The 15,847-nt window shown below is 62.7% G+C and carries 10 protein-coding genes; 2 read left to right on the top strand and 8 right to left on the bottom strand.

Annotated features, from left to right (window positions below; all coding sequences use genetic code 11):
* Positions 1 to 293: 293 nt before the first annotated feature.
* From LQ215_RS16105 to glnE, 8 genes are all read right to left on the bottom strand, one after another.
* Positions 294 to 1,754 carry a lipopolysaccharide kinase InaA family protein gene (locus LQ215_RS16105; protein WP_230151339.1) on the bottom strand — a complete coding sequence of 487 codons (1,461 nt, stop codon included), beginning with the start codon at positions 1,752 to 1,754 and terminating at the stop codon, positions 294 to 296.
* The gene (locus LQ215_RS16110) at positions 1,754 to 2,506 is read right to left on the bottom strand and encodes a lipopolysaccharide kinase InaA family protein (protein WP_230151341.1); all 753 of its coding nucleotides are present in this window, start codon (positions 2,504 to 2,506) and stop codon (positions 1,754 to 1,756) included. The genes LQ215_RS16105 and LQ215_RS16110 overlap by 1 nt, the downstream gene beginning before the upstream one ends.
* Positions 2,503 to 3,237 (bottom strand): lipopolysaccharide kinase InaA family protein, encoded by a 735-nt coding sequence (locus tag LQ215_RS16115; protein WP_230151343.1) that lies wholly within the window; start codon positions 3,235 to 3,237, stop codon positions 2,503 to 2,505. The genes LQ215_RS16110 and LQ215_RS16115 overlap by 4 nt, the downstream gene beginning before the upstream one ends.
* The gene (gene rfaP / locus LQ215_RS16120; protein ID WP_003197105.1) at positions 3,237 to 4,043 is read right to left on the bottom strand and encodes a lipopolysaccharide core heptose(I) kinase RfaP; all 807 of its coding nucleotides are present in this window, start codon (positions 4,041 to 4,043) and stop codon (positions 3,237 to 3,239) included. The genes LQ215_RS16115 and rfaP overlap by 1 nt, the downstream gene beginning before the upstream one ends.
* Positions 4,040 to 5,164, bottom strand: coding sequence for a glycosyltransferase family 4 protein (locus LQ215_RS16125; RefSeq protein WP_230151345.1), 1,125 nt, complete (start codon positions 5,162 to 5,164; stop codon positions 4,040 to 4,042). Before LQ215_RS16125 ends, rfaP begins: the two co-directional genes overlap by 4 nt.
* Positions 5,164 to 6,222: a lipopolysaccharide heptosyltransferase I gene (waaC, locus tag LQ215_RS16130; RefSeq protein WP_230151348.1), complete on the bottom strand. Its 1,059-nt coding sequence runs from the start codon at positions 6,220 to 6,222 to the stop codon at positions 5,164 to 5,166. Before waaC ends, LQ215_RS16125 begins: the two co-directional genes overlap by 1 nt.
* A 1-nt stretch (position 6,223) precedes the next feature.
* Positions 6,224 to 7,258: a lipopolysaccharide heptosyltransferase II gene (gene waaF, locus LQ215_RS16135; RefSeq protein ID WP_230151350.1), complete on the bottom strand. Its 1,035-nt coding sequence runs from the start codon at positions 7,256 to 7,258 to the stop codon at positions 6,224 to 6,226.
* 617 nt (positions 7,259 to 7,875) lie between these two features.
* Positions 7,876 to 10,815, bottom strand: a complete 2,940-nt coding sequence (gene glnE / locus LQ215_RS16140) for a bifunctional [glutamate--ammonia ligase]-adenylyl-L-tyrosine phosphorylase/[glutamate--ammonia-ligase] adenylyltransferase (protein ID WP_230151352.1) — start codon at positions 10,813 to 10,815, stop codon at positions 7,876 to 7,878.
* A 382-nt stretch (positions 10,816 to 11,197) separates the two neighbouring features.
* Between glnE and aceE the strand changes: the two genes are divergently transcribed.
* Positions 11,198 to 13,843: a pyruvate dehydrogenase (acetyl-transferring), homodimeric type gene (aceE, locus tag LQ215_RS16145; RefSeq protein WP_230151354.1), complete on the top strand. Its 2,646-nt coding sequence runs from the start codon at positions 11,198 to 11,200 to the stop codon at positions 13,841 to 13,843.
* 11 nt (positions 13,844 to 13,854) lie between these two features.
* Positions 13,855 to 15,495 carry a dihydrolipoyllysine-residue acetyltransferase gene (gene aceF / locus LQ215_RS16150; protein WP_230151356.1) on the top strand — a complete coding sequence of 547 codons (1,641 nt, stop codon included), beginning with the start codon at positions 13,855 to 13,857 and terminating at the stop codon, positions 15,493 to 15,495.
* Positions 15,496 to 15,847 lie beyond the last annotated feature (352 nt).

Consider the following 15,847-nt stretch of genomic DNA (forward strand, 5'->3'; position numbering starts at 1 on the left):
CCGCGAAAAATGGATGTGCCGCGCACCAGGGGTGCGGGGCAGCTAAAGGGCGGGATTATAGCTTAAAAGCGATCTTAAGCCTCTAGCGGTGAGTGGGGAGCTTGTGGGCTTTGCCGCTCGACTCTGTAGGAGCTGGCGAAGCCTGCGATGTTTTGATCTTTTGATCTTTCGCTTGGGATTCAAGTGTCTGGGGGAAGATCGCAGCCTCGTTGCACTCTACAGCTCCTACACGGCTCCTACACAGCTCCTACGGGCGCAGCCCAGCGGGAGCAATTTCTGGCCGCGACGATCGGTTACAAGACAGATGGCGTGCTATCGGCTTCCTTGGGCAACCGCTCATCGATCACCCGATACAGCGCACTGTCCTGCGGCCAATTACGCATGAACCGCGCGCGATCCCGGGCGTAGGCCGGGGCGAAGCTGGCGTGGGTGCGGTGTTGGCACATCGAGTCGAGGTCGATCAGTGCCCAGCGGTCGTGCTGCCAGAACAGGTTGTGGCCCTTCAAATCACCATGGCTGATACGCTCGCGGATCAGGTCGGCGAACAAGCGATCCAGCGCCAGCAATTCCGTCTCGGGGGCGTCACCGTTTTGCACGTAAGGGCCGAAGCGCTCGATGATGTCCGGGCCCGCCAGGTGTTCGGTAACCAGGTAAGCGCCACGGCGCAGCCACAGGAAGCGCTTTTCCAGCAGTGCCAGGGGCTTGGGCGTGGCGATGCCGAGAAAGGCCAGGCGATGGCCTTCGCGCCAGGAATGCCAGGCGCGGCTCGGGCGCCAGAAGCGCTTGAGCCAATGGGCAAAGTTCTTGATGTTGTAGCGCTTGATCACCAAGGGACGACCGTTCACCTCGACTTTACCGACACTGGCCGCGCCGCCGGTCTTGTACAGGTGGCCCTGGTCCAGCAAGGCATCGGCCTGCTCCAGCACCGGCATCATGGCCGCCTCTTCATCACGACGGATCGCCCGCAGGCCGAACGGCCCGCGCCGCACGCTGAACAGGCTGCACTCGCGCCCGACTTTTTCGAGGAAATCCTTCAGGCGCCAGGCTTGCACCTTGTCGATCTGTTTTTGCAGCGCTTCCATGGGCAGCGCGTGTTCGGCGTTGCCCAGCAGGTAATACACCAACAGTTCTTCATTGAACGGCTGGAGGGTTTTGGGAAGCTGGGCGAAAAATACGCCCAGGTTTTCCAATACTTTCTGCCGCGACAACGGTTGGCCTGGGGTTTCAGCGCGGATGCCGGCGCCGTCGATCAAGTAGAGCTTGCCGTCGTGACGCAGCAGATTGTCCAGGTGCAGGTCTTCCTGCCACAGGCCTTTGCTGTGCAATTGCGCGATAGCGCCCAGGGCTTCGGCCAGCACCGCCGTCTGTTCGTCGGCCAGCAATGGCAGCTGTTCGACCTGTTTCCAGGCATCCCCCAGGCTCTCGGCGCCTTCGAGCAATTCGAACAACAACCAACCGCCTTCACCCTCTTTCAGGCCATCGGCCAGCAACAACGGCGTGGTCAGCCCCTGCGCTGCCAGCAGGCGCACGCCTTGCAATTCGCGCTGGAAATGCCGGGCGGCCTTGTTGCCCACCAATAATTTGGCCAACACCGGCCGGCCACGCCAGACGCCCGCGCCGACATAGCGCTGCCCCGGCAACACCCGCAACAGCGAAAGCAGCTGCAACTTCGCCGGGCCGGCGGCATCGGCCAATTCCAGGCTCAGGGGCAGGCTGGGGCTGCGGCCGGCATTCTTCAATTCGGACAAATGCATCAACGGGCTTCCTTGTGGCTACGCCGGGCGTTCAGACGGGTCATCCAGCGGTCGACCAGTCCACTGTCGAGCGGCTGGTCCAGATAACTGGACAACAACTGGCGCACATCGGCATCACTCCAGACAGAGGCGCGCCGCAGCAAAGGCTCCAGGTCCTTGACCCGATCCCGCAGGCCGAACAATAACGGCCGGGTCTTTTCCAGGTCGATCAATTGCGCCTGGAAGCCGTCGGCGGTGGCTTGCAGGAAGATGTGTTTTGGATAGAAGCAGCCGTGCACCTGATGCATGCCGTGCAGGCGTCGAGCCAGCAAACCACAGGCCTTGAGGATGGTGGTGCGTTGCGCCGCCGTCAGGCTCGACCAGCGCTGCACCAGCGAATCCAGGTCATCCCAGCCGTCCAGGGCACGGGTCAGCAGGATCGCCCGCACCTCGCCGTTCACCTTGCGCTGACCATAGAACACCGCTTGCAGGGCGGGAATGCCCAGTTGGCGATAGCGGCTGATGTTGCGAAACTCCCGGGAGAAGCTTGGCTCGCCAAACGGGTGGGACAAGGTCCGGGTCAGGTAATTGCTCTGGCGCTTGAGGTAATAACCCTGCCCCTCCAGGTCCAACCGGAACACACTGCTCCAGCCGTCACCCGAGGTGTTGGGTTCGTCCACCGCGTCCAGCTCCCTCGCCCACAAGGCCTCGAAGCTGTCCAGGCCATGACGTTGCAACAACGCCCGGTCTTCAGCGGCCAGAAAATCAGTCATTCACGCCCCTCGAAAAATCTCACCACGTGACGGATGCGTTTCTTGTCGCACGCATCGAGACGGTCGCGCTGGCGGTATTGCAGGTAAAAACGCAGGCGCTGCGTGGCCGACAAATGGTATTTGGCCACTTTATCCAGGCACGCCAGATCCTTGGTGATGCGGTACTTGAGCCAGAAACCGCGCCAGAAGTCGCCGTTCGGGCAGTCGATCAGGAACAGCCGCGAGCGGTCATCGATCAACAGGTTGCGCCACTTCAGGTCGTTATGGGTGAAACGATGATCGTGCATGGTTCGCGTATAGCCGGCCAGTTGCCGGCTCACGTTGTCGACCCAGGCGCGGTCGGCCAGCCGCGGATCGTGACGGTCGGCCAGGGCCGAAAGGTCTTCGGTATGCGGCAGTTCGCGAGTGATCAGCGCGCCACGGGCATAGGTCGCGCCGCTTCGTTCCAAACCCCAGCCCACGACTTCGGCGGTGGGAATGCCCCATTTGGCGAAGCGCTTGAGGTTCTGCCATTCAGACTTGACCCGCGGCTTGCCCAGGTAGCGCCGCAAGCCTTTACCGGCCCCGACGTAGCGCTTGACGTAGTAATTCACGCCGTTTCGCTGCACCCGGATCACCTCTGACAACGGATCACGGGTCAAACGCTCCCCTTGCAAGGCGAACACCGCCTCGAGGCTGCCGAAATCCTGCGCCAGGTCGGCGTAGGCCGGTTCCAGTTTCCAGCCTGACATCAGAGCGCGTCCCCGTATCGCTGCTTGCGGGCATACAGCTTGTTGGCCTTGCCTTCGAGCCAGGCCAGCAAGGACGCCTCTTCGGCGAGGATCCGGCGCAGTGGCTGCTGGAAATAGCCCTTGAGGAAACGCAGCTTGTCGCGGCGGGTCAGGCCGATGTCCAGCGCCGAGAAATACAGCGCCGCCAGGTCCTTGTTGCGCCAGCGAGTGGTAATGGCTGGACGGGTCTGGGCGCGGTGCAGGTCGATCACCGAAAGCTTGAAATCGGCAGGTGTCACCGGCTTGTCGGTGTGCAGCAGGAAGTGGCAGATGTAGCAGTCACGATGGTTGACCCCGGCGCGGTGCATCATGCCGGTCATGCGCGCCACTTCGGCGATCAGGGCACGCTTGAGTGCCGGTTGTGGCGGCTGCTTGACCCAGTCGATGCTGAAGTCTTCGAGGCTGACGGTCGGCGCCAGCTCTTCGGTGACGATGAACGAGTGCTGGTCCGCCGGGTTGCTGCCCTTCTCGCCGTAGGCAACGGCGGTCATGGTCGGCACGCCGACTTCCTGCAAACGCTGGATGGCTTTCCATTCCTGCCCGGCGCCGAGTACCGGCAGCTTGGCGGTGAACAGGTTCTTGAAGATCTCGCCCCAACCGATGCCGCGGTGGATCTTCACGAAAAAACCGCGACCGTCCACCTCCGTGCGCAAGGTGCGCCGGGCTTCCAGTTCGCGATAGACCTCGCCCTTGAGCGCCTCGACTTCGGCGAACGCATCGCGCCCGGCCCAAAGGCTCTTGAACGGTTCGGCCAGCATCAACTTCATTGTGCGTGCTCCGCCAATATCACATCGGCCGCGTGCTGCGGCATGCTGTAGAGGTCGGCCGTCTCGGCGAAGGCCAGACCGTTGCGGCTCCAGGTCGCCCGGGCATCGGCATCGTTCAACATGCGCCCCAGGTACTCGGTGAGCTGTGCTTGTTCGAATGGCTCATCCAGCACCAGGCCACTGTCGGCCTCGGCGATGTAATGGGCGTACCCACACACCGCGCTGACCAGCACCGGCAACCCGGCCACCAGCGCTTCGAGCAATACGGTGCCGGTGTTCTCGTTGTACGCCGGATGGATCAACAGGTCGGCGCCCAGCAGGAAACGCGGGATGTCGCTGCGGCCCTTGAGGAAGCGCACGTTGTCACCGAGCCCCAGTGCGGCGCTCTGCAATTGGAATACCTTGGGGTCGTCCTGGCCGATTACAAATAGCCGGGTGCGTTTTCTCAATTCGGCGGGCAGCGCGGCCAGGGCCTTGAGGCTGCGATCCACGCCCTTGGTCTTGAACCCGGAACCGATCTGCACCAGCAGCAGGTCGTCATCGGCCAGCTCGAATTCAGCCCGGAACGCCGCGCGGATCTGGTCGGCGTCGGCGGGCCGCCGCCGGTCCTGGGCGATGCCCGGCGGCAGCAGGTGAAAGCGCTCGAGCGGCGTGCCGTAGTGCTTGATGAACAGTGGCTGCTGGACTTCGGAAATCATCAGCACGTCGGTCTTGGCGTCCTTGGCGAAGACTGCCCGTTCGTACTCGGCGAAATGCCGGTAGCGGCCCCAGCGCCGGTACAGCGAATTGCGCAGGTTCTGCGCCTTGTCTTCAAAGCAGCCGTCGGCGGCGTAGTACACGTCCAGGCCGGGCATTTTGTTGAAGCCGATCAAGCGGTCCACCGGGCGCTTGGCCAGGTCGGCCTCCATCCACGCACTGAGCTTCTCGTTGCGGCGATGATTGAACAGCGCCTTGACCGGCGCCACCAGCACTTCGAAGCCGGGCGGCACGTCACCTTCCCAGATCAGCGTGTAGACGCGGATCTGGTGACCGCGTCGCTGGCATTCCAGGGCGATGCGCATGAAGTCACGCTGCAGGCCACCGAAGGGGAAGTACTTATAAAGGACAAAAGCCAATTGCATCAGCGCGGCTCCTCAGCCAATAACGTGCTCAGGTGGCTGGCAACACGCTCGGGGTTCAGACGCGTGAAGCACAGGGGCTGCTCGCGTTTCAGGTCAAACCGCCGGGCATCTTCGGCGGTCGGCGGGTAAGTGCATTGCTTCTGCATGCACGGCGCGCAAGGAAAATCACTGGCGAGGTGAATCTGGCCCTTGCCGTAGGCGCCGGTCAGCACCGGATTGGTCGGGCCAAGCAGCGAAATGGTCGGCACGTCCAGGGCCGCGGCCAGATGACCGAGACCGGTGTCCACGGCCACACAAGCCTGGGCCCCGGCAAGCACCTTGCCCATCCCGCCGAGGTTCAGCTTCGGCAGTACCAAGGCGTTGCGCAGCCCACTGGCAATACGTTCGGCCCGGGCCTTCTCGGCCGGGTTGCCCCACGGCAGTTTGACGACCACGCCGAACTGGCCCATGCGCTCGGTGAGCTGGCGCCAGTAAAGTTCGGGCCAATGCTTGGACTCCCAGGTCGTGCCGTGCAGGAACACCACATAAGGATAAGGGCGTGGCAACTCCACCAATCGGTCGACGCTGAGGCCATAGCTACCCAGCGTCTGCGGCAAGTCATAACCCAGCGCCAGGGCAAATAGCTGCCGTACGCGCTCGACCGCATGCTGACCGCGAGCCACCGCCAGACGCCGGGAATAAAAGCGCGCCGCCAGGGGCTCACGCGCCGAATCTTTATCCAGACCAGCCACCGGGGCCTTGACGTAGCGGGTCAGCCAGGCGCTTTTCAGCAGACCCTGGGCGTCGATGACCAGATCGTACTTTTCGGCGCGCACGCTCTGCTTGAAGCGTCGCCATTCGCCACTCTTGATGGTTTGCCAGAGGTTCTTGCGCCAACGACGGATCGCTACCGCAATGACTTTGCCCACGGCCGGGTGCCAGGAGGGGATTTCGGCGAAGCCTTCTTCCACCACCCAATCGAACTTGATGCCCGGAATCGCCCGCGCCGCGTCGGTCAGCGCCGGCAGGGTGTGGACCACATCTCCCAGCGAAGAGGTCTTGATCAGCAATACCCGCAAGTTACCGAACCTCCACGGGTGTGCCCTGCAAACGCTCCAGGGCCTCGTTCACCGACGACGGCATGAGCTGGCGCAGGCAATTGTAATGACCGAAGCGACAGGTGCGGTCGAAGCACGGGCTGCATTCGATGCCCAGGCGCACGACTTCGACCTTGTCCGCCAGCGGTGGCGTAAAGCCCGGCGAAGTGGAACCGTAGACCGCCACCAATGGGCGATTCAGGGCCGCGGCCACGTGCATCAGGCCGGAGTCGTTGGAGACCACCGAATCGGCGCAGGACAACAGGTCGATCGCCTCGGCCAGGGACGTGTCGCCGCTGAGGTTCACCGACTCTTCCCGAAAGCCCGGGATCAGTCGCGAGCGAATGTCCTCGCCCACCGGATGATCTTTCTTCGAGCCGAACAGCCAGACCTGCCAGCCTTCGCGAATCTTCGCCTCGGCAACCTGAGCGTAATGCTCCGCCGGCCAGCGCTTGGACTCACCGAACTCGGCCCCCGGACACAGGGCCAATACCGGACGGTCCAGGCTCAGGCCGAACTTGGCCAGCGCCGCTTCGCGGGTGATCGGGTCGATCTGCAGGCTCGGTCGTGGATACGGCTTGGGCAACTCGGTCCCAGGCTCATAGGCCAGGGCCATGAAGCGCTCGATCATCAGCGGATATCGTTCTTTGTCCAGCGTGCGCACGTCGTTGAGCAGGCCGTAGCGAAACTCGCCACGCCAGCCGGTGCGCTTGGGAATGCCGGCGAAGAACGGCACCAGCGCCGATTTCAACGAATTGGGCAGCAGGATCGCCTGGTCGTACTGACCGGCCAGGGATTTGCCGATGCGCCGACGGGTCGCCAGCTCCAGCACGCCGTGGCCGAGCGGGAAGCTCAAGGCCTTGCGTACCTCGGGCATGCGTTCAAGGATCGGCCGGCTCCATTCGGGGGCCAGGACGTCGATTTCGCACTGCGGATGACGCTGCTTCAGGCACTGGAACAGTGTCTGCGCCATCACCATGTCACCGACCCAACTGGGCCCAACGATCAGAATATTCATGTGCTTTCCAAAAGCGATACGGGGAGGCCTACGCCTCCCCGCCTCGAGAATCACTGTGGCTTAGGTCGTTGCCTGTTGCCCTAATCTACAACACACCACCCATCAACTGTGGGAGGGGGCTTGCTCGCGAAGGGGCCGGCACATTCAACATCTATGTCGCCTGACACTCCGCTATCGCGAGCAAGCTCGCTCCCACAAGGGTTCTGCATAAGTTTCCAGCACGGTGCAACACCGCAAATCCACTGTGGGACCGAGCTTGCTCGCGAAGAGGCCGGCACACTCGACATCAATGCTGCCTGACACTCCGCTATCGCGAGCAGGCTCGCTCCCACAAGGGTTCTGCATAAGTTTCCAGCACGGTGCAACACCGCAGATCCACTGTGGGAGGGGGCTTGCTCGCGAAGGGGCCGTCACATTCAACATAGATGCCGACTGACACTCCGCTATCGCAAGCAGGCTCGCTCCCACAGGGGTTCTGCATAAGTTTCCAGCACGGTGCAACACCGCAAATCCACTGTGGGAGCGAGCTTGCTCGCGATGAGGCCAGCCAATTCAACATCACTGTCGCCTGACCCACCGCCTTCGCGAGCAGGCTCGCTCCCACATTCATTCAATACTCAGCTCAGCCCCAGCTCCTGCCAGATCCGCAGCACCTGCCGACGCTCATCCACGAACTGGTCGCCCGGGATCACCCCGGCATCCTTCTGCAAGGCCTGGCGGTGAGCGGCGGAGCGGTAGGCTTTGTAGGCTTCGCGCAACAGCGTGGCATCTTCGGCCCGCATCAGCCCGACCTCCTGCAACCCGTCCAGAATGCGGATGTTATCGGTGTAGCGCACCAGCGACGGGTGTTCCTCGGACCACGCCAGGGCCGCGTATTGCACCATAAATTCAATATCGACGATACCTCCGGCATCCTGCTTGAGGTCGAAGGGCGCCGAGGCCTCGAAGGCGTTCGGCGCGGTCCCGGCGGCGGTGGCCTTGCTGCCAAGATTGTCGCGCATCTTGGCGCGCATCTCGCTGACCTCCTGGCGCAGCGTCGGCAAGTCACGCTTGCGCCCCAGCACCTGGGCGCGGACTTTCTCGAACGCCTGGCCCACGTCCTGGCTGCCCACCAGCACCCGCGCCCGCACCAACGCCTGATGCTCCCAGGTCCAGGCTTCGTTCTCCTGGTAACGGGCAAACGCCCCGAGGGAACTGACCAGCAACCCCGACGCCCCGGATGGCCGCAGGCGCATATCCACTTCATACAGCTGCCCGGAGTTGGTCTGGGCGGTCAACAGGTGAATGATCCGCTGGCCGAGCCGGGTGAAGAACTGCGCGCCGTCGATGGGTTTTGGGCCGTCGGTTTCCGCATGCGGGTCGCCATCGTGGATGAACACCAGGTCCAGGTCGGAACCATGCCCCAATTCCAGCCCGCCGACTTTCCCATAACCGACAATAATGAAGCCCGGATCGCACAGGCTGCCATCGGTGCGCAATGGCACGCCGTGCTTGGCCACCGTCTGGCGCCAGGCCAGGGCCAGCACTTGTTCGAGAATCGCCTCGGCCAGCCAGGTCAGGTAATCGCTGACTTTCATCAGCGGCAGGCTGCCGGCGATTTCCGAGGCGGCGACCCGCAGGCGGTGCGCCAGCTTGAAATGCCGCAGCGCCTCCATTTGTTGCTCAAGGTCATCCTCGGGGATGCGCGTCAGGCGCTCACGCAACTCCGCCGCCAACTCCGGCGCCAAGGGCGGCTTGAACAGCCGGCCCTCGTTGAGCAACTCATCGAGCAGCAAGGGGAAACGGGTGATTTGTTCAGCAATCCACGGGCTCGCCGCGCACAACGTCAACAAACGACGCAGGGCGCCGGGGTTTTCCGTCAACAGCACCAGGTAGGCCGAACGGCGGGCCACCGCCTCGACCAAGGGCAGCACCCGCTCCAGCACCAGGTCTGGATCGGCATGTTCCACGGCCTGGGCCAACAGGCGTGGAATGAAGGCATCCAGACGCTCGCGCCCCAGGCGCTGCATGGCGCGCAGTTGCGGGCTGCCGCGCAGGGCGGCCAAGGCCTTGAGGGCTTTGGGTGCATCGACGAAGCCGCCCTCTTCCAACTGACGACACGCCGCCTCTTCATCCTGGCTGTCTTCCCACAACGGCAACCATTCGCCGCCCACCACCACTTCGCTTTCGCCACCCGCCTCTTCATCCGGGTCGGCGATGACCTGGCCGAAATGCCAGGCCACACGGCCGCGCCAGTACATCAATTGCTGGTGAAAGGCCGACCAGTCGGCAAACCCCAGCATGAACGCAATGCGCGCCTGGTCCTGCGGGTTGTCCGGCAACATCTGGGTCTGGCGGTCGGCAATGGCCTGGATCGCATGTTCGGTATAACGCAGGAATTCGTAGCCTTGGCGCAGCTCGTCGATCACCTTGGCCGGCAGATAGCCCTGGCCTTCCAGGGTCTCCAACACCTTGAGCAGCGGACGCTGTTGCAAGCTCAGGTCGCGGCCGCCATGGATCAGCTGGAACGCCTGGGCAATGAACTCCACCTCACGAATGCCGCCCGAGCCCAGCTTGATGTTGTCGGCCATGCCCTTGCGCCGCACCTCCTGCTGGATCAGCTGTTTCATGGTGCGCAGCGCTTCGATGGCGGAAAAATCCAGGTAACGGCGATAGACGAACGGGCGCAGCATGTCGAGCAATTGCGCACCCGCCACCTGGTCACCCGCCACCACCCGCGCCTTGATCATGGCGTAGCGTTCCCAGTCGCGGCCCTGGTCCTGGTAATACTGTTCCAGGGCATTGAAGCTCAGCACCAGCGCCCCGGCCGAGCCGTAGGGGCGCAGGCGCATGTCGACGCGGAACACAAACCCGTCGACGGTCATCGGGTCCAGGGCCTTGATCAGGCGCTGGCCGACACGGATGAAGAATTCCTGGTTATCCAGCGGTCGCTTGACGCCAACGGTTTCGCCGCCCTCGGGGTAGGCGAAGATCAGGTCGATGTCCGACGACAGGTTCAGCTCCACGGCTCCCAGCTTGCCCATGCCCAGGATGACCATCTGCTGCGGCTCGCCGCTGCGGCGTCCGGTGGGTGTGCCGAATTGCTGGCTGAGGCGCTGGTACAACCATTGATACGCCTGGTCGATGCAGGTGTCGGCCATGTCCGAGAGGTCGCGGCAGGTCTGGACCAGGTCGGCCTGGCGGGTCAGGTCGCGCCAGATGATCCGCACCTGCTGGCGGGTGCGCTGGCGGCGCAGGACGCGGCCCAGTTCGTCTTCGGTTTCGGCGGCCTGCACGGCGGCGGCAATCTGCGCGCGCATTTCACCGGGCGCCAGGCTGCGGTCCAGTTCGCCGCTGCGCACCAGCTCCAGCAGCATCACCGGGTCACGGAGACTCTGCTCGATGACAAAGTCGCTGGCAGCGGCAATACGGTTGAACGCCTCCCAGCGCTGCGGGGTCCAGGCCGACAGCCCGTGGTCGTCGTCGAGCAAGGCGACCACCGCACGGAACGACTGCTCGGCACGACTGACCAATGACTGGAGAATGGCCGGTAGTTCGGCAAGCGAGGGCAGGCTCATGGTCTATCCTTGATCGGCGCGGGGGAGGCTGGATGTAGTGTTTTTTCGAAAGACACTACCTGATCGACTGTCGAACAAAGATGATAAATAGCTGAAAATCTGATTTTATTGGCAGCCGGCATCAAGTTTTTACCTGTTCGAGTTGGCTAAAGACCAACAGTAACGATTATTCTCACAACGAAACGAGGGGCCATAAGCCGCTCATGTGTAGTTTTACTACTCGTCTATACATTCGAAAGGCTGAAACGGTCGACGATTTGTAGTAAAACTACACGCCGCCGAAACAACCTTCGGCAATCCAAGAATTTATATCGTCTGCCCACAAGGCCAGTCGCAAACTCAGGCAACCGATTCTGGTAGCCTTTCCGCCCTGGAGCAAGCCATGCAAGACCTCGATCCCGTCGAAACCCAGGAATGGCTGGACGCCCTGGAATCGGTTCTCGACAAAGAAGGCGAAGACCGTGCTCATTATCTGATGACCCGTATGGGCGAACTCGCAACCCGCAGCGGTTCGCAACTGCCCTACGCCATCACCACGCCGTACCGCAACACGATCCCCGTTACCCACGAAGCACGCATGCCTGGCGACCTGTTCATGGAACGCCGCATTCGCTCGCTGGTACGCTGGAACGCGTTGGCCATGGTCATGCGTACCAACCTGAAAGATTCTGACCTGGGCGGTCACATCTCCAGCTTCGCCTCCAGCGCGACGCTGTATGACATCGGCTTCAACTACTTCTTCCAGGCCCCGACCGACGAACACGGCGGCGACCTGATCTACTTCCAGGGTCACGCATCGCCAGGCGTCTACGCCCGTGCGTTCATGGAAGGCCGCATCTCCGAAGACCAGATGAACAACTTCCGCCAGGAAGTGGACGGCAACGGCCTGTCCTCGTACCCGCACCCTTGGCTGATGCCGGACTTCTGGCAGTTCCCGACCGTTTCCATGGGCCTGGGCCCGATCCAGGCGATCTACCAGGCACGCTTCATGAAGTACCTGGAAGCCCGTGGCTTCATCCAGCCAGGCAAGCAGAAAGTCTGGTGCTTCATGGGTGACGGCGAGTGCGACGAGCCGGAATCCCTGGGCGCGATCTCCCTGGCCGGCCGCGAGAAGCTGGACAACCTGATCTTCGTCATCAACTGCAACCTGCAGCGCCTCGACGGCCCGGTTCGCGGCAACGCCAAGATCATCCAGGAACTCGAAGGCGTGTTCCGTGGCGCCCAATGGAACGTCAACAAAGTCATCTGGGGCCGTTTCTGGGACCCACTGCTGGCCAAGGACGTCGACGGCATCCTGCAACGCCGCATGGACGAAGTCATCGACGGCGAGTACCAGAACTACAAGGCCAAGGACGGCGCGTTCGTCCGCGAGCACTTCTTCAACTCGCCTGAACTCAAGGCGATGGTTGCCGACTTGTCCGACGACGAGATCTGGAAGCTCAACCGTGGCGGCCACGACCCGTACAAGGTCTATGCGGCGTACCACCAGGCAGTCAACCACAAAGAGCAGCCAACCGTCATCCTGGCCAAGACCATCAAGGGTTATGGCACCGGCGCCGGCGAAGCGAAGAACACCGCGCACAACACCAAGAAGGTCGACGTCGAGAGCCTGAAGCTGTTCCGCGACCGCTTCGACATTCCGGTCAAGGACAGCGAGCTGGAAAACCTGCCGTTCTTCAAGCCCGAAGAAGGCAGCGCCGAAGCCCGTTACCTGGCCGAGCGCCGTGCCGCGCTGGGCGGTTTCGTACCGCAGCGTCGCGCCAAGAGCTTCAGCCTCCCGACCCCGCCACTGGAAACCCTCAAGGCGATCCTGGACGGCTCGGGCGACCGTGAAATCTCCACCACCATGGCCTTCGTGCGGATCCTCGCGCAACTGGTCAAGGACAAGGAAATCGGCCAGCGCATCGTCCCGATCATCCCGGACGAAGCCCGTACCTTCGGTATGGAAGGCATGTTCCGTCAGTTGGGCATCTACTCGTCCGTCGGCCAGCTCTACGAGCCAGTCGATAAAGACCAGGTGATGTTCTACCGCGAAGACAAGAAGGGCCAGATCCTCGAAGAAGGCATCAACGAAGCGGGCGCCATGAGCTCCTTCATTGCCGCCGGTACTTCGTACTCCAGCCACAACCAGCCGATGCTGCCGTTCTACATCTTCTACTCGATGTTCGGCTTCCAGCGTATCGGCGACCTGGCCTGGGCGGCTGGCGACAGCCGTACCCGTGGCTTCCTGATCGGCGGTACCGCCGGCCGGACCACCCTCAACGGTGAAGGCCTGCAGCACGAAGACGGCCACAGCCACATGCTGGCCGGGACCATCCCGAACTGTCGCACCTTTGATCCAACCTACGGCTACGAGCTGGCGGTGATCATCCAGGACGGCATGAAGAAGATGACCGAAGAGCAACAGGACGTTTTCTACTACATCACCGTGATGAACGAGTCCTACCAGCAGCCAGCCATGCCGGCCGGTGTCGAGGCAGGCATCGTCAAGGGCATGTACCTGCTCGAGGAAGACACCCGCGAAGCGGCGCACCACGTCCAGTTGATGGGCTCGGGCACCATCCTGCGCGAAGTGCGTGAAGCAGCGAAGATCCTGCGTGAAGAGTTCAACGTCGGCGCCGACGTCTGGAGCGTCACCAGCTTCAACGAACTGCGTCGCGACGGCCTGGCCGTAGAGCGCAGCAACCGCCTGCACCCTGGCCAGAAGCCAAAGCTGAGCTACGTCGAAGAATGCCTGAACGGCCGCAAAGGTCCGGTCATCGCCTCTACCGACTACATGAAGCTGTTCGCCGAGCAGATCCGCCAGTGGGTTCCTTCCAAGGAATTCAAAGTGCTGGGCACCGACGGTTTCGGCCGTAGCGACAGCCGCAAGAAGCTGCGTCACTTCTTCGAAGTCGACCGTAAGTTCGTTGTGTTGGCAGCCCTGGAAGCCCTGGCTGACCGTGGCGATATCGAACCTAAAGTGGTGGCCGAAGCCATCGCCAAGTTCGGCATCGATCCGGAAAAACGCAACCCACTGGACTGCTGAGGAGAATTTTCGTGAGCGAACTCATTCGCGTACCTGACATCGGCAGCGGTGAAGGTGAAGTAATTGAACTGTTTGTGAAGGTCGGCGACCGTATCGAAGCCGACCAGAGCATCCTGACGCTTGAATCGGACAAGGCCAGCATGGAAGTGCCTGCGCCGAAGGCCGGTGTCATCAAGAGCCTGAAAGTGAAGCTGGGCGACCGCCTGAAAGAAGGCGACGAACTGCTGGAGCTGGAAGTCGAGGGCGCCGCTGCGGCGCCTGAAGCGCCCGCCCCTGCTGCGGCCCCGGCCGCGGCTGAAAAGCCTGCCGCCGCACCAGCAGCCGAAGCGGCTCCCGCGCCAGCTGCTGCGCCTGCCGCGGCCACCGTCCAGGACATCCATGTCCCGGACATCGGCTCGTCGGGCAAGGCCAAGATCATCGAAGTACTGGTCAAGGTTGGCGACACCGTCGAAGCCGACCAGTCGCTGATCACCCTGGAATCCGACAAGGCCAGCATGGAAATCCCATCGCCGGCCGCCGGTGTGGTGGAAAGCGTCGAGATCAAGCTGGAAGACGAAGTTGGCACCGGTGACCTGATCCTGAAGCTCAAGGTCGCTGGCGCTGCGGCACCTGCCGCACCCGCGCAAGCCGCTGCACCTGCTGCCAAGGCCGAAGCGGCCCCGGCTCCAGCCGCCGCGCCTGCCGCCAAGGCCGAGACTGCCCCAGCCCCTGTCGCCGCCGCGCCTGCGCCAAGCGGTGCCAAGGTGCACGCCGGCCCTGCGGTGCGTCAGTTGGCCCGTGAATTCGGTGTCGAGCTGTCCGCCGTCGGCCCAAGCGGCCCTCACGGTCGCGTGCTCAAAGAAGACGTGCAAGCCTACGTCAAGGCCATGATGCAGAAGGCCAAGAACGCACCGGCCGAAGGCGCCACTGGCGGTGCGGGCATTCCGCCGATCCCGGCGGTGGACTTCAGCCGCTTCGGCGAAACCGAAGAAGTGGCCATGACGCGCCTGATGCAGATCGGCGCGTCGAGCCTGCACCGCAGCTGGCTGAACATTCCACACGTGACTCAGTTCGACCAGGCCGACATCACCGAGCTGGAAGCTTTCCGCGTTGCGCAGAAGGCCGTGGCGGAAAAGGCCGGCGTGAAGCTGACCGTGCTGCCCCTGCTGCTCAAGGCTTGTGCGCACCTGCTCAAGGAACTGCCGGACTTCAACGCCTCCCTGGCGCCAAGCGGCAAGGCTGTGATCCGCAAGAAATACGTGCACATCGGCTTTGCCGTCGACACCCCGGAAGGCCTGCTGGTACCGGTCATCCGCAACGTCGACCAGAAGAGCCTGCTGCAACTGGCTGCCGAAGCCGCTGCCCTGGCCGAAAAAGCCCGGAACAAGAAGCTCACCGCCGACGACATGCAAGGCGCCTGCTTCACCATTTCCAGCCTCGGCCACATTGGCGGCACCGGCTTCACGCCGATCGTCAACGCGCCGGAAGTGGCGATCCTGGGTGTTTCCAAGGCCACCATCCAGCCGGTCTGGGACGGTAAAGCCTTCCAGCCGAAGCTGATGCTGCCACTGTCGCTGTCCTACGATCACCGTGTGATCAACGGCGCCGCCGCGGCACGCTTCACCAAGCGTCTGAGCGATCTGCTGGGCGACATCCGCACTATCCTGCTGTAACACCGGGCGGCCCTCCCTTGCGGAGGGCCATTCGGCGCACTGTTTTCCGAGCGCCACGCTCGTACCTCAACCCCGCCCGTTTGGCGGGGCTTTTTTTGCCTGGAATTCCAGCCAGGCAGTCAGGATGCTGGATGTGCCGGCCTCATCGCGAGCAGGCTCGCTCCACAATGGACTTGTGGTGCTGCACCTTACTTTGAAACCAACAAAGTCCCCTGTGGGAGCGAGCCTGCTCGCGATGGCGGTCTGTCAGGCACTCCGGCAGTTTCCTACCCCGCAGGTTTTAAATGACCACGCCCCCTGTTAGTCATTTCCCACAACTTGCGCCCCCTCCCCTATCGATATTTATGGCGCG

The sequence above is a fragment of the Pseudomonas brassicacearum genome, from assembly GCF_918698105.1.
GTDB lineage: Bacteria > Pseudomonadota > Gammaproteobacteria > Pseudomonadales > Pseudomonadaceae > Aquipseudomonas > Aquipseudomonas brassicacearum_F.